Here is an 18,346-nt window from a genome sequence, read left to right as displayed (position 1 = left end):
CACTTGCATCGCGATCGCTTTTCCCTTGCCAGAATGGTGGAAAATATAGATATTGCACTCAACAGATAATTAACTATGACTTCAGCCAAGTCTGCTCGTGCAGTACGCCGGGGTAGGATTTTTCCAGAAATTCAGTGGTCAGAACAGCACAAAGCGCAATGGAAAGCTGAACGCGATGAATTCAAAGAGCGCTGCCAGTCAGTTTTTGAGCTAGATAATAAGTAATTGAGTTAAGTAATTGAGTAACTTATTCTTTTAACTCAATTTGCTCAAACGCTTGCTCTTGAAGGACTTGGAGAATTTCAGCTTTTTTTCTACCAGTGCGATTAGCCACTGGTAGTGAGCTTAGAGTTAATGATTTACTTAATTACTTAACTTATTTGAGTAAAAAGGATTAAAATCCAGGTTTGTGGCATGACCAAAGATTTTTGGCTACCTGTTAAGAACAATAAACGCCTTTATATAGTTCTGAAACTACAATGATTTCAGAAGCAATCATTTGGTGTAATTGTAATGCAATCAATTTTCTGGAGTGTAGAAGAAGTAGCCCTAAGAGCTAAACAGTTTTACGAAAACGGTATTCGTCAAAATGTCGAGTCTGGTGACAATATCGGCAAGATGATTGTGATTGATGCTCTTACTGGTGAATATGGGATTGATCCAACTGGTGTAGAGACAGCGTTAAAGTTAAAACAGAAAAACCCTAATGCTAGATTGTTTACTATACGGATTGGTTATGATGTTGCTGTAAGCTTTGGTGGTGCAATGGAGCGTATTGCTGAATGATTTATGGAAAAGTAATCGATGGTAGGGCAATAGTTCCAGTGGTTTTTCGTTTACCTTCGCAGCCAGATTTTAACTTGGATTTTGTCATTGATACTGGATTTAATGACCATCTTACTTTACCATCACAGGCAGTCAGTGCTATGAATCTTCCCTTGTATTCTAGTACCGAAGCAAGGTTAGCCGACGGTAGTCAAGCTTTATTATCTATACATTTGGCAACAATTGTATGGGACGGTATAGAAAAATTAATTCCAGTTTTAGCTGCTGGTTATAAACCCTTGCTTGGGACTTCTCTGATGGCAGGATATCATCTAGAAATAGATTTTCAAGACAATGGTTTAGTTTCCTTAAAGAAACTCTAATCGATTAATTCTTGTTTGGTAAGGTTCTAAATTATTAGAATAAGTTCAATTATCCTATATAGAAATTAATATAGAAATTAATATAGACAAAGCATATATACAAACTTACTCCGGCAAGTACCAACTGCGATCGCTCTATCTTGGCATGGGCAAAGGATGTCTGGTGGTTTGTAAACTGGCGCGACCATACAGCGAAAATGTTTTTTGGGCATTTTTTGAGGTAAAAAGGCTGAAAACTACCTTTCAGAGCGGATTTTAACGCTTTCTTTGTTGGCTGACGTACAAAGACAGCCGATGATTGCAGCCCAAGCTCACAGAAACTTTAAAGCAAGATCAGTGCCTTTGCTGTATCAGTCTTTATCAGGGAGAAAGTAGAACTGAAGTAACAAATTTTACTTTTTTCGTCAGTATTGATTTTATGAAATTTTCGTCTAAAGTTTTGGCTGTTTTAACTTCAACTTTTGGTTTATTTTCAATCAATTTTGCTGTTTCTCTACCTGCAATTGCGTCAGTTACATGTGAAGGTGGGACAATTCATAATTATTCCAATGGTTCGTTGGCAAGTTGTATTCTTGGACAAGATACGAACGTCCAGGTTTCCAGCCCCAGTTCTGGGTTATCTAATTTTTATTGCCAAGCCCAAAAATTTATATCTTTTGATGAGAAAGCACAGTTTACAGGTTGCCAGCTTTCACAGGAAATCCAACTTAGAAAAGGTAACTCAATTGAAACATGTCCAGCAGAATATAAAGTAAATGTTTCAATTGAAACTAATGGTACTCAATCCATTAGTTGTAGTCCCTAAGAGGATGTTTTAAAAGTAGGTGCTATTAGGCATTGAGCAGGATGTTTGTAAAACCTGCATTCCGGTTTGGTTCTGAATCGTTGCCAAAATCGCTATGCTCCCCGTTAGTTGGATGCTTGGGCGGTTCAAAGGGTCGGTTCAGCAATCGCAACTTCTAACTTCCACCAACTAGTAAGTGAAGTTGTAAGTTGAAGTCGGAAGTTACTGCAACGTGCAGCGCTGCTATGAGCGCGGGATTGAAACAGGCGCAAAGTTGAATTTCTCTGCATTTTGCAAACTTTCAAATAAATTAAACCCGTTCGCGGGATTTAGCCCGCCGCAGGCATCGCTTGCTTCAAAGCAGTACACTGGTACTATGAAAATTCCAGACTGCGCTCGCTGCCTTCTCTACTCACACAACCCTCACCTCGTCTGTGTCGTTCACCCTGATGGGGTAGACGGTGATAGTTGTTTGGACTTTCGACTTGACCCCAACGCCGAACCAGCAGAACTATGGCAACCGGAGGGGGCCAGTTATTACAACGGTGAATTAATACTGCAACCACAACAGCGATTGACGCAACAGCAACAGCTAGAACTGCTAGATACCCATCCTATGTTTACTGGCAAGTGTCCTCAGTGCGAGCATGAGTTTGACCGCGACTACACAGCACGGGTGCATTGGGATTGCCCGGAATGTGGGTGGATGGATGACTCGATATAGGGTTTTTCAGCTTTTGGGATGATACTTTGTTCGGTGCGATCACTGTATTATTACCCTACAATGACTAAAACTAATTCAGAAATCCTAGACCAGCTAAAACTTGCATCCGACGGCTTATTATTTATGAGCGAGTCGGAATATCCATTTGAAGTTTTTTTGTGGTCAGGGGTTGGATTATTAACACCTGAAAAAGTTTTACAGCAAACAAATCATAATCAAAATACACCCGTTAAGGTCGCATCACTTGATGATTTTTTCAGTGTGTCAACGACAGCAGAAGATTGGCATGAGGAAGAAGAGAAAGCAACCGTCAAACGATTTCAGAATCTTGTGCAGACACTTAAAACCAACCTAAGCAACTTACAAGTGTATCGGCTCGGCACGGTAGAGGTTGATGCTTATATTGTTGGGCAGACTCCAACGGGTGACAGCGCTGGACTATCAACCAAAGTTGTAGAAACTTGAGTTGTTTACGAATCTACCTTACTTTCAATAACTTCCTGAATATTTGGGGATACATTAGAAAGAAAATCATAGTTTGTGATTTTTTCTAATTCGTCAACACTGACTTTGTAAGCTCTCCAATCATTATTTAATTCTTCTTGGTTGGGAATGTTAACTGCAATGACGCGAGTATTGGCGGTAATACCTTCAAGCCCAGAGCCAGGGCTGTCTAGTACAACAACGACTTTCCAAGTAGTTTGAGGAACCGTCACCTTACCTTTTAGAGGTTCGCCAAGACTACCAAAAGGCCCAGCTACAATATAAAGTTCTTTTCCAAGGCTTACCAGTTCTCGACAATAGTCTTCTAAATTCCCCCAAGTGTTCCGGTTGTTGTCCGGTGTCTGCGGCATCATGTTGGTCATCAGGAAAGTGGCAGCATTATCCTCTACCGTCTTGGTGCGATCGCCCGATGGTGCAATATGCCCTTTGTCATATCCTGAGCCTGTGTAAGCACTGGGAGTTATCCGCACCCAACCAGCAGGTAGTGTGCTGTCAGGGCGGAAGTTATTTTGGCGCTCTGCATCACCCAGCCATGACTTGTTAAGCTGCCAAGCTACCCAGTTAGCAGTTCCCTTGCTTTGATTGTAGGAAAGTGCGTACTGGTTTTTTACCATGAGGTAATTATCAGGCGTAAGCTTTGTGGGGGTTGCACTGCTGGGATTTCCCAGCATCAGATGAGGGCTTATTGAGGTAGGTACAATCGGCGTTGGCTGTAATGGTTTTTCTGTTGTTGGCACCTGGGTTTGCGCTGGCGAACATCCCAACAGAGCAATTAGTGCAGTTGCAAGAGCCAAAGCCTGAAAACGACTGATGATTAAACGCATAAATTTTAGAAAAAGATTGCAGATTAAATTAATCATCATCATTTTTGAGGGGATGTCCAGTTTTTGTCTATAAGAGCGTAGCTTTTCATCTATCATCAGTTCATTGCTATCAAAACTGATATCAAATGGCTGACGACAAGACCCCAGCAAGCGAAATGATTCGCGTCCCTACTGCCTTAATTGCAGCAGTACGCCAACTATCCAAACTGCACAGAGAGGGGCATACAATTCCCTTGCTGCAAGGCTTAGAGGAATTAATATCTAAGTTTGATAGCAAGATTGATATCAATAATTCTGGCAGATTTGATCAGAAGCTAGAAAATCTGGAATCCCATCTCGACACTAAACTAGAAACAATTACCAAGAAGTTGGAACTCATAGAGAAGGCAATCACGGATCGTAGATACAGCAACACCAGACCTCGAAGACAAGCGCACCCATACCAACAGCCCCAAGTTGAATTGCAACCCAGGACAAATGAAAGTCTTGCTCCAAGACTCGGTGTTACTCCCCAAAGCCTCATCACTGAAAGAGAAAACAAGAGCGTCAAAGAATTTATCAGTTGGTCGCGTAACCGTGACCCCATGAGTACAGCGTGGGAATGGAATGATAAAACCGAACTTTACCATCCGGTGAAATAATTTCAACTGTCTCCGCAATCAGGTTTAATTAAGTCCCGATAGTAATTAGCGATCGCTAATCTTTCTGTGGTTGCCATTGCCTTTAGCACTATCCCTTGGACAATCGCGCGGACAGAATTGGCAGAGCGCCCGAATAACTTACAATCCCTTCGAAGCTGCTATCTTTCGCAGACTTTCTACTACGAGATACCCTGAATTTTGATTCTTGTTCTCCAGCAATATCTGCTCAATCTTCTGCCGCTCTGTAGTATCAGCGTCTAGGTAAAAATTAAGCAATAGCTCCACAAACAGCTTGTTGTTCTTAGCTGCCTGAAAACTTAAGTCGTTAAGCATTGTAAAAAATGGTGGTTTTACATTTAGTAGTCTGTTTCTTGGTAGTCTGTTTGAATTCTCTTCATAAACAACAGAATAATAGTCTGTATTTAAACCCGTGGCAAATGTAAAGCACTACTGTCACCTGGACGAATGTGAATATAACCTGCCGTTGTGGAAATATCAGCGTGACCCATTGTTTGCTGGATTAACGGAACTGGAGTAAGCATCTCAGCATTGTGCGTCGCATGGCTATGCCTGAGCCAGTGACAACTAACTTTCTCCATCAGTCCCGCCCGTTCCGCTGCATCTTTAATAATAGGATCAACATTTTGACGATGAAGCGGCTTATTTTTCCCGTTGCGGCTCTTGAAAACATAAGCATCCTTGGGCGCGTCTTTCCTGTAATCTATCAATTCGTGCCACAAATATTCCGGCAGTAAAATATGACGGGACTTGTTGCCTTTACCCACAACGGTAATTTGTCCGGTCAGATCGCGCTCTGTAAAATCTCTCCACCTCAGCCCTACCAACTCCGACACCCGCAACCCAGCCACATATAAAAGCTTCAATATCAAAACATCCCGTATTTGTTGAGATTTATAACGATATTGGGCCCGTTCTGTCAGCCGAATCATCAAAGCGATATCAGTTAGAGTCAACACTTTTGAGTGCAATCGCTGATCAAGCTTCTTTAACTTGATAGCAGCACCGGGGTTTTGCTTGATGTAACCAGTTTTATAAGCAAACGACAGCAAACTTTTAACCGCCGCGATATAGGTTTGAATAGTAGGCGCAGCCAATCCCCGGTTATGCAAATACTCAGAAAACTCCACCAAATCTTCTACGCTCGTGTGAGCTAGAGCCTTGTTGACTCCTACCAAAAATCCGGTGAACTGCGCCGCATACCGCCGATAACATTTCTGGGTACTTTGAGGCTTATCATGCAGCCACAATTGAACTAAGCGCTGTTGGGCATCGACTGGCGCCAAATGAGCTAGCTGCTTACCTCTCTTGTTGACTACTACTACTGGTGTCATAATTATCGCGGATCTGAAACAGACAAAAGTGCAATTTTGTCTCCTTCATACACATACACCTCTAACGCTACACCAGGATCATTTCTTGGAAATTCTTTACCAATTTCAGTCTTGACTCAGACAAAAGTCCCCAACAGCAGCAGTGGGAGGTATTTCAGGTATATATACTTAAATCCATTGTCCTACTATTAGCAAGGGTAATCGCTAATTTGCATTACTTTTTTTTCTTGATCGCAAGCTCAAGGGACATTCAAAAGCCCCACCCTTACTAGCATCTAGGTAGAATATTGATATCAAGATTGATATCACACATCGGCGGCGATCCTACCTCTCCTTTTCCCAAAATTCTTAGAGAAAACTTCGCGCCTTATTTTTCCAGATGGCAAGGCACGCCGCCACCTCATCCCTGTACTGCTTTAGCAATGCTAGCTTTTATACAATTCGGGTAGCCACCACTGAGAATAACCGCATTTTGTATCAGATTTTGATACCGTAGTTACGCCCTCTATATATATAGATATTACTAATTACTATGACTACCAAAAACCCAAACCTCCAATATATTTTTAGGGCATTGGGTATCGGGTGTTGGGGAAGTGCGATCGCGTGTAAATTAAATAGAATTTAGAGTTCTGTGATATCCCGTTGTTTTTGATTCTCTGCGTAATCGATATGCCTGCGGCGAGTTACGCCTACGCTCCCCCGCCTGTACGCACATCGCTTTAGTTTCTCCCTGCCTTAAAGCCTTCCCCACTAAGGAACTCATCGTTTATCAGCAACAGAATTTTATCTGTGTCTTTCCCTTTGTTGGCATAGCTGGCAGGATTACTGAGGTCTTTTTTGTTTTCCATGCAGAACTTAGAGCTATGGCCAATTATTTCGTCCTTGTGCTGTTCAATCCAGTCACGTACCAGCAAGCCGTTACAGCCTGATAAATCCCTGAGTGCTTGATTAGTAATTGCTAGGCGATCGCCGTCTCCAGTTGCCACAGTATCGTTATATAAGCAGATTGCTTGATAAGACCTGCGGATATTATTCTCAAAGGCTAAGGCGGTTGTCTTGCTTGTTTTTACTGTTCGTGATAGTATAAATTTCTGGGCGTGGTATGGTTAGGTTTGGTTTTATTAAAACCACTTCACCTGTAAATTTTTTGGTAGGGCAAGGTAAGGGTAAACTTTACTAAGTCAACAACGTGAAAAAAATTAGCTACCACTTGCTAAAGGTGTACTCTGCATTAAAAGAGTCATCTGATATTTGGTTGTCAGTAAATCAAGTAGCTGAGAAATCTGGCATTAATGCTGTAACCACAAAGCATCATATAAGGTTTCTGTATAAGCAAAAACTTTTAGAACGTGCTGAAACTTTTCCTTATGTGTACAAGATTTCTAACTTAAGCTGTTCTGATTTTACTGAACAATTAGATCAGATGATTGGTAAATTAGGCTAATTTCTGTGCCAAACCCACATTCAGCAATAATGTGGGTTTATATTTTTTTATGCTTCGCATCTGTAGAGCGACAGATTGTTTGACCACAGCGACAAATAATTTGTCAAGTTCCTCAAGCTTGTAAGCTTCGCTTTAGAGGAATCTGATTTTTAGCCTTTCTGATATGAAGCTATAGAAATTGCTTGAACAAGCAATGTAGAAGAATTTGGATTGTTGACAAAAAATCTGCCGTTTTGGTCAAATAATTCGTCGCTCTATACTTCTCCCCTTAAAACCCAATTGGCAGAAATTTCGAGTTATTATTAATCACATCTTTACCAATTCTTGCTGCCACTCCTTCAGCAACGCCATTGATTAAAAAGCAAGATAATTGCAATCTATACTCTTCTCCTTCTACTTTGATAATTGGTAAATCAGCATATTTTTGGTAAATTTTAGCAAAATAAGCGTACTCAGGGTCTGGGTTAAAAGCTATTTCTTGATTACTTTTAATGACTTTAACTTCTCTCCCTTCTCTCCCCCAGGTGGGTTTTGACACTAAGGGAGGATTTATTTTATCTTGTTCCATAAATGTAGGTAGAAAATGTTCAAATCCTGCCAACTTATTCTGACTAAAAAAATCAACTCCTAATTCTGTAATTAAAGCCATTAATGCTTTATTTTGCATTACAAAAGCACTGACAGGATTAATTAAAGCTACCTTCCTTGAATAGACTAATGGTTCAAAATAATCCCAGAGACTTACTCCAAATTCGGGGTCTTTATCTTCTACCATCCATTCTGTTGGGTATATGCGGTAGATTATATCGACTGGTTCACCCCTATGGTCGTAGCAGCCATCCTCATCCATTGCAATACTTTCGATTGGACAAAAAGCAGATTGATAATGGCACAAAGACATTAAATATTCAACAGTACCAATATCTTCGAGAGCTTCAGATAGGGCTGCAAAGATAATATTGCAGTCTTCAGGAGATTTATTGAGATATTTTGCAGATTCTTCAATATATTGATTAAGCCCTATTTGAAGAACTGCTTCAGCGTTAATATTCGGGTCTAATTTCCCAAAATGTTTAGCGACTATCCCATTTATTTTGAATGTTTCGACTATAAAAGTCGCCACTTCCGCATTACATTCAAGCAGGTAGATATTATCACCAACAACTGCAAAATCGCATCGAGCAATAAAAGGCACTTGCTTATTATTTTTGATTAATCGTAGGGTCGATTGAGGATAATCAAATTCAATTAGGGTCCGTTCATCAAACTGTTTCATAACCAGAGCCGCATGGTTTAAAACCTGCCAAACTCTTGTTGCTGCTTGCTTGATTTTTTCTATGGTTTCCGGTGCAACCATTAACACCTCATAGCAAGCATATTCATCGGCATCGTACCAGCTAAATATATCTTGATGCTGCTGGTAAAACTTATGTCTAACATCGTTCATGAACTCGCTCCTCCAGAACGAAAACTACCAAAACCACTTACACGAGAACTTGGAGCGCTGCGGGTGTGACTATTGACGTAAGTTCCATCTCTACGAGTGTATCCATGTACGAAAACTGAACCTGAATGGCTACGATAACCACTACTGTAGCCGCTATAGTTACTACTGCTAGAGTCGTCTGAAGTATCTGACGAAGTACCAGATGTACTGTTAAATTCAGAAGAAGCAATTTGATTATTAGCATCTTCTTCTTTTTTGATATCTTCGAGCAATGCGGTTAGGGTTTCAGGAGGGCTAATATCTAACGATACGCTTGCTGTACACTCACTCTCAAAACTAGTTTTTTGTGTTAGACATTTTTTAATTTCATCAATTGCATTACTAACTTGGCGATAATTATTGCGATAAATGCTAAGTTGCGATTGTGCTTTAAAAGATAGATTAGTTATCGAAGAAACATTTACAAGCAAATTAATTGCCTGCTGCCATTGCAACTTTGCATTCAATAATTCAGGTAATGTGATTAATGTAGTATCTTTAGTAAGGTTAGTAGCTTTTTGAGCTAATTCAACTGCTGATGAAAAGTTTTGAAGTGATTTTTCTTCACTTGTAATCACCTTATCTACATCATTAAAGTTGCGTTTTACAGATGATATTCCAAGCTTTGCTGTATCGGAAACATATGTAGCTGTAGGAATTTTTTCTAAAATGCTAATTGCCTGCTGCCATTTACCTTTCGCTTCTTGCCAATTATTTGAGTAAGCTTTATCTTGGACTAGTATTGCTGCTTCCTCATCTAATTTCAGTGCGGCTTGTAAATTAGTTAAAGCTGCTTCTTCAACCTGGATTTTCGAGTCAACTTGAGCGAGTAATTGATTCAACTGTGATATTTGATTTTGGGCATTCTGATATGGATATCCTGGTAGATTTGGAACTAGTTTTAGCTTTTCAATGGTTTGCTGTATCTTGGTTTGGTTTGCTTTTAAAGCATCCAAATTGGGAATACTATTAATATTACTATTTTCATTAACAATTACCTGCACATCGGTAATTGCTTGTTGATGTGCTGAATAATCTTTCGTAATTTGCAGGATTTTACTAACGCCAAACCAACTTAAAAATACTGCAATAACTATAGGCAGCCAGGGTTTCTTTTTTCCACTCATTGTTATTTTATATATTTATACATCTACATAATTATTGTTCCCGTTATTTATCAAGTTTGAACACGAAATTAGCGAGTGGTGGATTATTGAACAGGGAAACTGAAGCGATACTCATTCATAGAGAGTGCTTGCCACCAGAAGTGTAGAAATTTAGAAGCAGAAGTTACTCAACCAGACCATATCCGGGTAATCCTCCCCACAGCTGCCGCAAAGACTTCTAATGTAGGAAGAAAATAGTAGTTCCATCTCTACCACCCTGCTATTACGGAACCCACACTGTGCGGGTTCCTGCTTGACTACAAACTGATAGCTGTTTTGATATCAGCCTTAGTATGGCGCTTGTTGTGGTAGCTACATGCTGACTTACTTGCTCATCAAGTTGAAATTGGGTCTAGTTGTCGGCGATCGCTCAAGGGACTTCATCGTTGGTATCTTTTAAGTCAAAAAGCTCCCTGATATCAACATCGAGCCTCTGGCATACTTTGAGAACCCTGATTACAGCACCCAGATTTCTACCGTTCTCCCAATTTTGAACAGTTGTTTTGGTTAATCCAGTCTGTTGAGCCAAGTCATCCTGGCTTAACCCTTTCCTTTTCCTGTATTCTGCAAGCTTAGAAATTACCTTGGGTTCACTATTTCCCTGCTTTGACATCTTGTAGTTAAACCAATTTAGCTAATTTAATTGACGTAGCTAAGTAGATTTGGTTAAATAACTATATTGACGATAGCAACCGTCCCGAAAAAACGCAGCTACCGCCTTTTAGTCCCAAAACAACTTAGCCAAAACGACTTAACTAATTATGTAGTAATAGCTTGATAGCGATCAAGCGATCGCTGTTTGTTGTTGCAACTTAATTTCTTTGGTATCTCGTTGATGTGAATCATCAATGAGGCTGATTCGTGTCATTCCTAGTCTCCCTAAATATGGCAAATATTCTGCAAGCAGAAGTCACGGTTCTGGGAACCAGGACACTTGCAATACACCACTTTGGCATTGACGCATTGCCGTTAGAAGCTAAAGAGAAAGATGGTGTTGCTGGTAACAGTCCCAATGAATGGAAAAAAACGGTTTTGATGGACGAGGAGAGGCAACTATTTCTGCTGCCAACTTACTTTTTTGGCGCAATCAAAAATGGCGGTAAAACAGTTAAGCGTGGTAAGGGTAACTTTCTTGCAGATATTGCTAGTACTTTACAAGTAATGGACGATCAAATTTATATCCAAAATAGTGCCTCCCAGCCAATAAAACTGCCAGATCCTCCTCAGATAGTTGAAGCAGGAACTGTTAAAAATGAGAAACTACCGGATAGCTATGTGGAAGTAATTGGTGTTCGTAACCCATCTACTAAAGCCAGAAATATCCGCTATCGTGTTGTAGTCAAACCTGGGTGGCGCTGCTCGTTTACTATTCTGTGGGATTCTGTCGTCGTTGATAGAAAGTCATTAGAGACAGCTATCGTTAATGCTGGTACTTTAGTCGGCATTGGCGATGGGAGAGGAAGCATTGGCTATGGGCGGTTTGATGTGACTAGTTTTGCCATTCTCTAGTATATGTTGTGTCCAGTCCAGTCGCGTTTAGTTACGTTGAGTCACGTCATGCCAAGTTAAGTCAAGTCAAGTCATGTTATCAAGCAATTTGTACTTACAAATCAAGCAACGTCGTCAGCATCCAAACCTTCCTGTTTTTTGGTGGCGACGCCAGCCACTAGAACAATGGAAAGTTACGCGCCAAAGCATTTACAACCGCGATCGCGGTATTTGTCAAAGTCCAACAGATTCACCTCCCAAAAACAGTGGTCTGTGCATGGGGGAAATAGAACTGAAAACTGCCCACATTGACCATATTCGTCCATTATCATCTGGCGGCAGCAACCACGCTTCAAATTTGAGAACCCTTTGCCCCATTTGTCATGCCCTTAGACTTGATCAAAAACACGAGGGAATGAAAAGCAGATTAGTCACAAAGGGCTTAATCCCAGTTAACTGGAAAAACTTTGTTTGGGATTAATTGTGTCTCCTTCAAAGAGATACATATTTCTCCTATTGAATGGCGATCGCCCCATACACTAACTAATATCAACAATGTGCAAAATTTCGTACATTCCTCGAAGGGGAAGAACTTTGGACATGGATAATTGTCTTGCGTAAAGGGCTGCGATCGCTACTCTTCAATTTCAATCTGATTGAATATCTCCAGCATTCTCTCTATACCAAGAGCTTGAGCAGTCATGTTAAATCCAGAATCGAAAGCCATGCAAACGCCTTTTAAATGAGAAGGAATTTGGTTAGGTGACAAATCATTGGCTTCAGCATTTTCAAGGCGTTGATTAATTAATTTAAGAAGCTTTAAGCCAGTTTTTACTAGTTCCATCCCCAATTTTTCACGATTCTCCCTAAATCGCTCTAGCTTTTGTAAGTGCTGTTCTCTGTTGGAAACATAAGAAACCTCAGCGATCGCTATCTTTAAGTTTGCTTTTGCCTCTTGCACTAATAATTGAAAATCTTCTCTTGCCTTCAACCGTTGTAAGGAACTACGACTTTTACCATAAACAGATAAAATTTCTGCTTCAGTTACTCCTCGCGCTAACAATTCAGCAATATGGAAGTCATTTGAGTCAAGTTCTTTGATTTTTTTACTCATTTTGAATCAGAAATATTTCATTTTTAATGATAAGCGACACAAAATGAATATTTCTTGACACCAGATGAACATTTATTGACTCAATATGACACAATTTTGATTCACCAGAGTTTCATCATCTGTTAGCTTCAAGTGTCATATATTTTGAAAATAGGTTTTGAAATTTGAGATGTTAGGCGATCGCTAGCCAATCACAGGCAACCGATTTACATCCGCAGGGAAAGTTAACAACGACGTGCCAGCGACTTAAGCATCCGTTCCAGAATGGCTCACCCTCAGCGACCCCAATGGTCTCCCCAATTTCCAAAACCGTTTCTTGATAAAACCTACCAGCGCTCTCTAAACCCTGCTGTAATCTCAGCCTTACCCCAGACCATAGCGGTAAATGGTTATCGGTTCCTTCGCTGACCTCTGAATTGCAAACTTTGAGTTCAGCTAACTTGATTTCTTTCAAAGTAGACAATACTGGCTGTAACTCAACCGCGATCGCCTGCTGTGCTAATTGTTCTGTTGAGTGTTGATTTTCAAACTGCACACCATCCTCCTGGTTTATATAAGTTGGGAGGGTGGTGTGTAGGGAAGACGTATTCGTTTCGGAGGAAGAATTTAGATTTTCAGGCTGCACACCACCCCCTTGGCTTATATAAGTTGGGGGGGTCGTGTGCAGGGTAGAATTACCTATTTCGGTTTGCTGCTCTGGGTTTTCAAACTGCACACCACCCCCCTGGTTTATATAAGTTGGGGGGGTCGTGTGCAGGGTAGAATTTTGAGCGATGGTTTGTTCCAGTGGTTGTTCTGACCAATGCACCTGGCTCTTTTCCGCCATCCACCAATCCATTTTCTTTTCAACTGCTGCTAACACCGCTAGCCGATTAGGGTCATTTATGATTTCAGAGCTAACAGTGTAAACCCTTCGCCTTATCCCATCGATCATTCTTTGCTCAGGTTTTGCAAATTTTAAGCCAATAAGTTCTAGCAGCTTAGAAATATACTCTATTCGTTCCCCCCCTTTTGCTGAATCTGGTTTTGGGCTTATATTCAAAGCTTTTACGATCTCAGGCGATCGCGCTTCCTTAATAAAAGCAATTACTTCTGGCATATCTTTATGCCATTCACCACTTGTAAATTGCAGTATATTTAATTTTTTTAAAGCCCAAATATCCAAGTGAGACATTTTTTTCATTCGAGCGCTAAAGAAGTCTTGAGCCGTGGCTTGATAAAACCAATCAACTTCATTCCGCTTTTGAGAAATTTCAAAATTATTTACAAAGTAAAACCGTTGCTGTTGAGTGATAAAGTGTTTGTCTTTGATATAAGTTTCGTAAATAAAATCTGCACTGTAAACCTCGCTTTCTTCAATACCTGGCAACCTATCCAAAAACCGTGTTTTCTCAATTCTTCTTTGTACAGGCTTGCGTTGATTTAATTTTGCTAATTTATTAGCCTCTTCAAGTGTGCCATAAGGTTCTGCTGTGAAAACTTCTTGCGCGTGTTCTAGTTGAACTGTTTCCCTAACTTCCTTGATCAACTCTGTAAACTCCTTGCTAGTTTCCCATTCGAGTATTTCAACATTATGTCCAGCCTCTTCTAATGCATGAATTAGGCATAATCTCAGATTTTGCATTTCAAAATGATCCAGCGCTCCCAGTTGACCTGCCAAATGCCACCATTCATCCTGATTCCTTGCAAGAGCTTTAGTAATCACTTCCGTAACTCGTTCGGGATTGCCTGAATCGTATGCAGCCATCATCGCTGATTGATTTATTCGATCTTCTAAAATTTCTAAATATCTTTTTGGTTGATAGGTTTTGGGCGTTGACCTATCCTGAATTGACGAATACTCAGGGCAAACTACATAGTGAGGGATTGAATTATCTCTAAGTCTAAACATCTGTTGATGTTGGGCATTAGTCGCCTGAACACCTACAAAAAATGTCATTTTGTCCGTGAAATGTTTTGCTGTTACGCTTACTCCACTTTCGGCTGTGGGCGACACTATCATGTAATCAGGCTGACGAGATTTGATGAATAAGTCAGGAGATTGCATAAATTCTTTCGCCCAATCTTCACCAGCAGTTTCAGAATTTAAGCAGAATCCAAACCGACCTAAGTCTTTGAGGAGCCTATCTAAAACTTTTGAAAATTCTTTGGAATCACACGCGATCCAGGGCGTGACTCCTTCCGAGCAAATGTAGTTAACTAAAGCTGATTTATCGCGCCTTTTAATTTCCCCTTCGGGGTCAATACCTACAATAAATTTGATATTGTGTGGTGGAATTTTCTTTTGGTTCTCAATCTTGATTACTCGCTTGTTTCGGGCTATCTTAGCAACGAAATCGACGTAAATATCCGATAGGTTGCCATCCAAGAGAAATATTCGATTGCACACCTCTAGCGCTCGTGTAAATATTTTGATTATTTTGGCTTGGCTATCCCCCAGTGTTCCCCCATTTACGGCGTGTAAAAGAACAGAGCAAGCTTCATCTAGATATATATCTCTTCCTGTAAAATAGCCATCCACTTTTGCTATTGAATCAAGGCAAAATACTAGGTGTGTGTCCTGATCTGGTATTAGATTTCCTGCATCTTCTCCATTTAAATGGTAAAGCTTGACTTTGCCAGTTGCCCTACAGATGGTTTGAAATAGCAAATTGTTTCTGTAACCAATAAGTCTTACGCCTTTACTAGCTTCTAGCATTTTGAGAATCATTGCTCCTGTTTTGTTAGTTCCAAGCCCCGACTTAACAGCAATAATTACATTAGATTCTGGGATTTCCGGGAATTTAAATTCATCTTGGTTAACGATGATATCAGGAGTGTATTTTCGAGAATTTAACCACATCTGCCAATTTTGAGCATGACCAACAGGTAGATTTTCATCCTCAAGTAGTACTTTGGTTAAAGAAAGCTTTCGCCTTTCTTGCTTGGCCAATTGCCAGAAATAATCTGGCGTGATGTAGCCGATATCTTTAATTTTTTCGGGTGGCAGTTCATCAATATCATCATCTTTTTTGGTGACTTGACTCCACCAAGCAATATGAACAGTCCAGCCCCATTCTTCTAGTAGCTGAACTGTTTTCTGCCATCGGTCTATTACTAATTTGTTGAGAACATCTCCGGCATCAACATATAGGGTAATAGACTTCAATCCGTCCATCTTCTCAGAAAAATGGTCGAGCGATTCTTTGAAGGTCACGGGACTAGATGCCCATTGCCCACCGGCTCCTCCTAATGTCAACATCCCCAATCGTTGGGCAACATAAAAAGGTTTTACTCCAACTCCTTCTGCCAAAGCAATCCCTTTTGGCTCTCCTTCGGGGTAGAAACACGCTAAAGGCAATTCACCATCATTAGCCCCTAGTGGGTAAACATGAGGTGATTGCCCGTTTGGATTTTGTTTAGTTTTGGAGGATAACCAGCGATATCGCCCCTCACCTATAGGCACTACCCTTAATCGAACTTGGATACCTACAATTAATCCGTCCTTATTCCTGACCGGACATAGCCAACCGGAATTTGTGAGAATTACTTGACCATCAGGTGAGATACCAGGAAGTAAATTGCTATATTTTTGCTTTAGCTCGTGATATCGATCTACCGACTTCCAACCACCTAATTCAATTTCTCGGTGAGTGAACCTGCGACGCAATAATTCTTTTTCGTCTTCTGGGTGAAGTGTTAGTTCATCAAGGAATTTCTGGTATTCTTCATGCTTTTCAATAGCTGACAGCGATTTTTGTTTGCGTAAGTCATTCTCGAATTTCTGCTGTTGCTTTCTGCGCTCTCTGTCTAATCGCCACTGCTCTCGCTGTTCATCACTCCATTCTTGGCTATTATCAAGCTTGAAAACTCCCCACATCCCATCTTTACTCTGTTTAAGGAGCTTATGGCCATTTATGATTTCGCCAAGCTTGGCATTGGCAAAGGACATACATAGATCAATTTCATCACCGTGGCGGCATTTACCGGAGATATCGCCGCACACTGGACATTCCTGGCTTGGAGAGGAGGGAGTAAACTTACTCATACTGCTACCCCTCCAGATGCCTTAGCCTTGGCTTCGATTTGGAGAAGCACAAAAGCAACTTTACCGCTAAACCAACCAAGGTTTGCTATTCGCTGTAAATATTCGCGCTCCGAAGGAGTAAGATTAGCCGATCGCAGTAACTCATCCGGGTCAGGGCACGGACGCAACAAAGCATCACAGCAACCGGCTCTCAGGTATTTTGCACCTGTTTGGCGATCGCTAACGACATTGAGCCGAAATTCAAAGCCGCAGTGCTGACAACTTTCTCTCATGCTCCCACCTCCAAACTTTGAAGGTTAGCCAGCATAAAAATTGCTAAATCGCCTGTGATACCAGTACTTTCGATGCTTCCAATTACTTCAGTTAATTGATGTCCATGAATCGATAACAAATATTGATTGAGGGAATTCTCTTGTGGTACAATAGCGCTATTACAACTTGGTTTTGAATAGCGCCGTACTCTCACAAAGTCGGCGTTTGTCATTTTCGGCTGTTCCTGTCCTGTAGTGGTGAACAGCCCTAGATTTTTAAGTTTTGCGTTCTAATAGGTTAATCCAGTAAGCTTGAAATAAGAAATTGATTTTTAGCTTTGCTGGTTGCAAAGTCTTGGTGGTACGCCTGGAAAGCGTATCTTTGTGCTTACTGTGGATTAATCCGCGATCGCACTCAAAAAGCTTAGGGCTATGTAGCTAGCATTTTTTTATACAAGTAGATAGCAAGAGAGAATACTTGCTTTTCTTTTCTCAAGAGTTGCACAATAAAAGCTCAATAGAAAAACTGTGATAAGTTGTTAAGAAAGGTTAAGAGGTTCAAGAGATACTATTTTTGCGTTCCTGCTTGTCTTTGCCTCTACCTGGAATCTTTGTTGGTACGCCATTAACGACTGCGAATTTAGAGAACTTGCTGTTTTTATTATGAGATACCCATTTCTTAGCTTCTGGTAAATTACCTTGTTGCATGAAAATTTGACCGCAAAGATTAGTGAATTTTAATAATTCAGACAAATCAACAGACCTTAATAGCTTTTTATCTTCCTGTTCCCACCTTTTTTTTGTGGTTTCTGGTATTGTTTCACCATCAAAAAGTTTTACAACTTCTCTGCTCCGTTCTTGATTCTGTCTTTTGTCAAGACTTTCCCAATATTTCTGTTTCGTTAGAGTAATATCAAAAAGACAATGTTCAAAAGCTAAATATTTTAGTAAGTCAGAACGTTTAAGATTTTTTACTGTAAACCCTTGTATTTCTGCTTCCTGGCGTATTAGATGCTCAGTTTTAAAAAGTAATACTGATAAATTTAAATAATGATCTACCCATCCTTGCATCATCTCTTTGAACTCTTCAGTAACACCTTTTAAAGAAGGAATAGGGTTTTCTTTATCTGAAAAATAGGCATCAAGAGCTTTTCCTAATAATTCCCAAAACTGTACAATAAAATCAAGCCTTTCCGTTGTGATTTTTATTCGTAAATCATCTGGAGGCAATTCTTTAATATACAGTGCAAGAGACTGCAATTCTTGTTTTTGGGCTGTGGTTATTTCCATACTTTTACCTTCTACAATTCTTCAGCTATCTAATAATAGTGAAACTTAGCAACAGCGAATTTATTAACTTTGTAGGCAATAAAGATTTACAATTGTCAGC

The 18,346-nt window shown here is 40.3% G+C and carries 24 protein-coding genes; 10 read left to right on the top strand and 14 right to left on the bottom strand.

Going from position 1 to position 18,346, the window contains the following annotated elements; genetic code table 11:
- Nucleotides 1-75 precede the first annotated feature (75 nt).
- The 3 genes from H6G96_RS32000 to H6G96_RS31990 all read left to right on the top strand — a co-directional run bounded on the left by H6G96_RS32000 (nucleotide 76) and on the right by H6G96_RS31990 (nucleotide 1,148).
- Nucleotides 76-225 (top strand): hypothetical protein, encoded by a 150-nt coding sequence (locus H6G96_RS32000; RefSeq protein WP_190917170.1) that lies wholly within the window; start codon nucleotides 76-78, stop codon nucleotides 223-225.
- 288 nt (nucleotides 226-513) lie between these two features.
- Nucleotides 514-786, top strand: a complete 273-nt coding sequence (locus H6G96_RS31995; protein ID WP_190917168.1) for a hypothetical protein — start codon at nucleotides 514-516, stop codon at nucleotides 784-786.
- The gene (locus tag H6G96_RS31990) at nucleotides 783-1,148 is read left to right on the top strand and encodes a clan AA aspartic protease (protein ID WP_190917166.1); all 366 of its coding nucleotides are present in this window, start codon (nucleotides 783-785) and stop codon (nucleotides 1,146-1,148) included. Before H6G96_RS31995 ends, H6G96_RS31990 begins: the two co-directional genes overlap by 4 nt.
- A gap of 77 nt (nucleotides 1,149-1,225) precedes the next feature.
- Here H6G96_RS31990 and H6G96_RS42540 read toward each other — a convergent pair whose 3' ends face one another.
- Nucleotides 1,226-1,360 carry a hypothetical protein gene (locus H6G96_RS42540; RefSeq protein ID WP_277932999.1) on the bottom strand — a complete coding sequence of 45 codons (135 nt, stop codon included), beginning with the start codon at nucleotides 1,358-1,360 and terminating at the stop codon, nucleotides 1,226-1,228.
- A gap of 206 nt (nucleotides 1,361-1,566) precedes the next feature.
- Between H6G96_RS42540 and H6G96_RS31985 the strand changes: the two genes are divergently transcribed.
- Nucleotides 1,567-1,953, top strand: coding sequence for a hypothetical protein (locus tag H6G96_RS31985; protein WP_190917164.1), 387 nt, complete (start codon nucleotides 1,567-1,569; stop codon nucleotides 1,951-1,953).
- Nucleotides 1,954-2,078: 125 nt separating this feature from the next.
- Here the strand turns inward: H6G96_RS31985 and H6G96_RS40940 are convergent, their stop codons facing one another.
- Complete coding sequence (locus H6G96_RS40940) at nucleotides 2,079-2,222, bottom strand: hypothetical protein (protein ID WP_206757683.1); 144 nt, start codon at nucleotides 2,220-2,222, stop codon at nucleotides 2,079-2,081.
- Between the two features lie 86 nt (nucleotides 2,223-2,308).
- Here H6G96_RS40940 and H6G96_RS31980 point away from each other — a divergent pair, with 86 nt between their 5' ends.
- Together H6G96_RS31980 and H6G96_RS31975 are read left to right on the top strand one after the other, a co-directional pair.
- The gene (locus H6G96_RS31980) at nucleotides 2,309-2,656 is read left to right on the top strand and encodes a hypothetical protein (protein ID WP_190917162.1); all 348 of its coding nucleotides are present in this window, start codon (nucleotides 2,309-2,311) and stop codon (nucleotides 2,654-2,656) included.
- A 60-nt stretch (nucleotides 2,657-2,716) separates the two neighbouring features.
- Entirely contained in the window at nucleotides 2,717-3,121 is a 405-nt protein-coding gene (locus H6G96_RS31975) for a nuclease A inhibitor family protein (protein WP_190917159.1), read from the top strand.
- 5 nt (nucleotides 3,122-3,126) lie between these two features.
- On the opposite strand, the gene H6G96_RS31970 is transcribed toward H6G96_RS31975, so the two are convergent.
- Nucleotides 3,127-3,984 (bottom strand): DNA/RNA non-specific endonuclease, encoded by an 858-nt coding sequence (locus tag H6G96_RS31970; protein WP_190917158.1) that lies wholly within the window; start codon nucleotides 3,982-3,984, stop codon nucleotides 3,127-3,129.
- A gap of 125 nt (nucleotides 3,985-4,109) precedes the next feature.
- Between H6G96_RS31970 and H6G96_RS31965 the strand changes: the two genes are divergently transcribed.
- Complete coding sequence (locus tag H6G96_RS31965) at nucleotides 4,110-4,625, top strand: hypothetical protein (protein ID WP_190917156.1); 516 nt, start codon at nucleotides 4,110-4,112, stop codon at nucleotides 4,623-4,625.
- 138 nt (nucleotides 4,626-4,763) lie between these two features.
- Here H6G96_RS31965 and H6G96_RS31960 read toward each other — a convergent pair whose 3' ends face one another.
- From H6G96_RS31960 to H6G96_RS31950, 3 genes are all read right to left on the bottom strand, one after another.
- Entirely contained in the window at nucleotides 4,764-4,958 is a 195-nt protein-coding gene (locus H6G96_RS31960) for a hypothetical protein (RefSeq protein ID WP_190917154.1), read from the bottom strand.
- A gap of 89 nt (nucleotides 4,959-5,047) precedes the next feature.
- Nucleotides 5,048-5,977: a tyrosine-type recombinase/integrase gene (locus H6G96_RS31955; protein ID WP_190917152.1), complete on the bottom strand. Its 930-nt coding sequence runs from the start codon at nucleotides 5,975-5,977 to the stop codon at nucleotides 5,048-5,050.
- A gap of 722 nt (nucleotides 5,978-6,699) precedes the next feature.
- On the bottom strand, nucleotides 6,700-6,966 hold the full coding sequence (locus tag H6G96_RS31950) for a hypothetical protein (protein ID WP_190917139.1): 267 nt from the start codon (nucleotides 6,964-6,966) through the stop codon (nucleotides 6,700-6,702).
- Between the two features lie 233 nt (nucleotides 6,967-7,199).
- Here H6G96_RS31950 and H6G96_RS31945 point away from each other — a divergent pair, with 233 nt between their 5' ends.
- The gene (locus H6G96_RS31945; protein ID WP_190917136.1) at nucleotides 7,200-7,424 is read left to right on the top strand and encodes a hypothetical protein; all 225 of its coding nucleotides are present in this window, start codon (nucleotides 7,200-7,202) and stop codon (nucleotides 7,422-7,424) included.
- A gap of 268 nt (nucleotides 7,425-7,692) precedes the next feature.
- Here the strand turns inward: H6G96_RS31945 and H6G96_RS31940 are convergent, their stop codons facing one another.
- The 3 genes from H6G96_RS31940 to H6G96_RS31930 form a co-directional block, all read right to left on the bottom strand.
- On the bottom strand, nucleotides 7,693-8,871 hold the full coding sequence (locus H6G96_RS31940; protein ID WP_190917132.1) for a glutathionylspermidine synthase family protein: 1,179 nt from the start codon (nucleotides 8,869-8,871) through the stop codon (nucleotides 7,693-7,695).
- Complete coding sequence (locus H6G96_RS31935) at nucleotides 8,868-10,037, bottom strand: hypothetical protein (protein ID WP_190917121.1); 1,170 nt, start codon at nucleotides 10,035-10,037, stop codon at nucleotides 8,868-8,870. Before H6G96_RS31935 ends, H6G96_RS31940 begins: the two co-directional genes overlap by 4 nt.
- A gap of 409 nt (nucleotides 10,038-10,446) precedes the next feature.
- Complete coding sequence (locus H6G96_RS31930; protein ID WP_190917117.1) at nucleotides 10,447-10,689, bottom strand: helix-turn-helix transcriptional regulator; 243 nt, start codon at nucleotides 10,687-10,689, stop codon at nucleotides 10,447-10,449.
- A gap of 248 nt (nucleotides 10,690-10,937) precedes the next feature.
- Between H6G96_RS31930 and H6G96_RS31925 the strand changes: the two genes are divergently transcribed.
- Nucleotides 10,938-11,585, top strand: a complete 648-nt coding sequence (locus tag H6G96_RS31925) for a hypothetical protein (RefSeq protein WP_347242300.1) — start codon at nucleotides 10,938-10,940, stop codon at nucleotides 11,583-11,585.
- Between the two features lie 73 nt (nucleotides 11,586-11,658).
- The gene (locus tag H6G96_RS31920; protein ID WP_190917113.1) at nucleotides 11,659-12,045 is read left to right on the top strand and encodes an HNH endonuclease; all 387 of its coding nucleotides are present in this window, start codon (nucleotides 11,659-11,661) and stop codon (nucleotides 12,043-12,045) included.
- A 153-nt stretch (nucleotides 12,046-12,198) separates the two neighbouring features.
- Here H6G96_RS31920 and H6G96_RS31915 read toward each other — a convergent pair whose 3' ends face one another.
- From H6G96_RS31915 to H6G96_RS31895, 5 genes are all read right to left on the bottom strand, one after another.
- Nucleotides 12,199-12,678, bottom strand: coding sequence for a hypothetical protein (locus tag H6G96_RS31915; RefSeq protein WP_190917111.1), 480 nt, complete (start codon nucleotides 12,676-12,678; stop codon nucleotides 12,199-12,201).
- 172 nt (nucleotides 12,679-12,850) lie between these two features.
- Nucleotides 12,851-16,705: a plasmid replication protein, CyRepA1 family gene (locus tag H6G96_RS31910; protein WP_190917109.1), complete on the bottom strand. Its 3,855-nt coding sequence runs from the start codon at nucleotides 16,703-16,705 to the stop codon at nucleotides 12,851-12,853.
- Complete coding sequence (locus tag H6G96_RS31905) at nucleotides 16,702-16,977, bottom strand: hypothetical protein (RefSeq protein WP_190917107.1); 276 nt, start codon at nucleotides 16,975-16,977, stop codon at nucleotides 16,702-16,704. The genes H6G96_RS31910 and H6G96_RS31905 overlap by 4 nt, the downstream gene beginning before the upstream one ends.
- Nucleotides 16,974-17,189, bottom strand: coding sequence for a hypothetical protein (locus H6G96_RS31900; RefSeq protein WP_190917236.1), 216 nt, complete (start codon nucleotides 17,187-17,189; stop codon nucleotides 16,974-16,976). Before H6G96_RS31900 ends, H6G96_RS31905 begins: the two co-directional genes overlap by 4 nt.
- Before the next feature lie 325 nt (nucleotides 17,190-17,514).
- A complete protein-coding gene (locus H6G96_RS31895; protein ID WP_190917105.1) occupies nucleotides 17,515-18,246 on the bottom strand; it encodes a hypothetical protein in 732 nt (243 codons plus the stop codon).
- Nucleotides 18,247-18,346: the final 100 nt, after the last annotated feature.

It is taken from the genome of Nostoc sp. FACHB-892 (assembly GCF_014698795.1).
Taxonomy (GTDB): Bacteria; Cyanobacteriota; Cyanobacteriia; order Cyanobacteriales; family Nostocaceae; genus Nostoc.
The sequence above is the reverse complement of the archived record's forward strand: the minus strand, read 5'-3'. Positions and strand labels throughout refer to the sequence as shown.

What these genes read in the sequence shown, in the direction of transcription:
- H6G96_RS31990 (WP_190917166.1), top strand. Translation starts at nt 783, where the DNA reads ATGATTTATGGAAAAGTAATCGATGGTAGGGCAATAGTTCCAGTGGTT.
- H6G96_RS31940 (WP_190917132.1), bottom strand. Translation starts at nt 8,871, where the DNA reads ATGAACGATGTTAGACATAAGTTTTACCAGCAGCATCAAGATATATTT.
- H6G96_RS31975 (WP_190917159.1), top strand. Translation starts at nt 2,717, where the DNA reads ATGACTAAAACTAATTCAGAAATCCTAGACCAGCTAAAACTTGCATCC.
- H6G96_RS31970 (WP_190917158.1), bottom strand. Translation starts at nt 3,984, where the DNA reads ATGCGTTTAATCATCAGTCGTTTTCAGGCTTTGGCTCTTGCAACTGCA.
- H6G96_RS31995 (WP_190917168.1), top strand. Translation starts at nt 514, where the DNA reads ATGCAATCAATTTTCTGGAGTGTAGAAGAAGTAGCCCTAAGAGCTAAA.
- H6G96_RS40940 (WP_206757683.1), bottom strand. Translation starts at nt 2,222, where the DNA reads ATGCAGAGAAATTCAACTTTGCGCCTGTTTCAATCCCGCGCTCATAGC.
- H6G96_RS31915 (WP_190917111.1), bottom strand. Translation starts at nt 12,678, where the DNA reads ATGAGTAAAAAAATCAAAGAACTTGACTCAAATGACTTCCATATTGCT.
- H6G96_RS31955 (WP_190917152.1), bottom strand. Translation starts at nt 5,977, where the DNA reads ATGACACCAGTAGTAGTAGTCAACAAGAGAGGTAAGCAGCTAGCTCAT.
- H6G96_RS31920 (WP_190917113.1), top strand. Translation starts at nt 11,659, where the DNA reads ATGTTATCAAGCAATTTGTACTTACAAATCAAGCAACGTCGTCAGCAT.
- H6G96_RS31895 (WP_190917105.1), bottom strand. Translation starts at nt 18,246, where the DNA reads ATGGAAATAACCACAGCCCAAAAACAAGAATTGCAGTCTCTTGCACTG.
- H6G96_RS31985 (WP_190917164.1), top strand. Translation starts at nt 1,567, where the DNA reads ATGAAATTTTCGTCTAAAGTTTTGGCTGTTTTAACTTCAACTTTTGGT.
- H6G96_RS31980 (WP_190917162.1), top strand. Translation starts at nt 2,309, where the DNA reads ATGAAAATTCCAGACTGCGCTCGCTGCCTTCTCTACTCACACAACCCT.
- H6G96_RS31900 (WP_190917236.1), bottom strand. Translation starts at nt 17,189, where the DNA reads ATGACAAACGCCGACTTTGTGAGAGTACGGCGCTATTCAAAACCAAGT.
- H6G96_RS31910 (WP_190917109.1), bottom strand. Translation starts at nt 16,705, where the DNA reads ATGAGTAAGTTTACTCCCTCCTCTCCAAGCCAGGAATGTCCAGTGTGC.
- H6G96_RS42540 (WP_277932999.1), bottom strand. Translation starts at nt 1,360, where the DNA reads ATGCCCAAAAAACATTTTCGCTGTATGGTCGCGCCAGTTTACAAACCA.
- H6G96_RS31905 (WP_190917107.1), bottom strand. Translation starts at nt 16,977, where the DNA reads ATGAGAGAAAGTTGTCAGCACTGCGGCTTTGAATTTCGGCTCAATGTC.
- H6G96_RS31960 (WP_190917154.1), bottom strand. Translation starts at nt 4,958, where the DNA reads ATGCTTAACGACTTAAGTTTTCAGGCAGCTAAGAACAACAAGCTGTTT.
- H6G96_RS32000 (WP_190917170.1), top strand. Translation starts at nt 76, where the DNA reads ATGACTTCAGCCAAGTCTGCTCGTGCAGTACGCCGGGGTAGGATTTTT.
- H6G96_RS31930 (WP_190917117.1), bottom strand. Translation starts at nt 10,689, where the DNA reads ATGTCAAAGCAGGGAAATAGTGAACCCAAGGTAATTTCTAAGCTTGCA.
- H6G96_RS31965 (WP_190917156.1), top strand. Translation starts at nt 4,110, where the DNA reads ATGGCTGACGACAAGACCCCAGCAAGCGAAATGATTCGCGTCCCTACT.
- H6G96_RS31935 (WP_190917121.1), bottom strand. Translation starts at nt 10,037, where the DNA reads ATGAGTGGAAAAAAGAAACCCTGGCTGCCTATAGTTATTGCAGTATTT.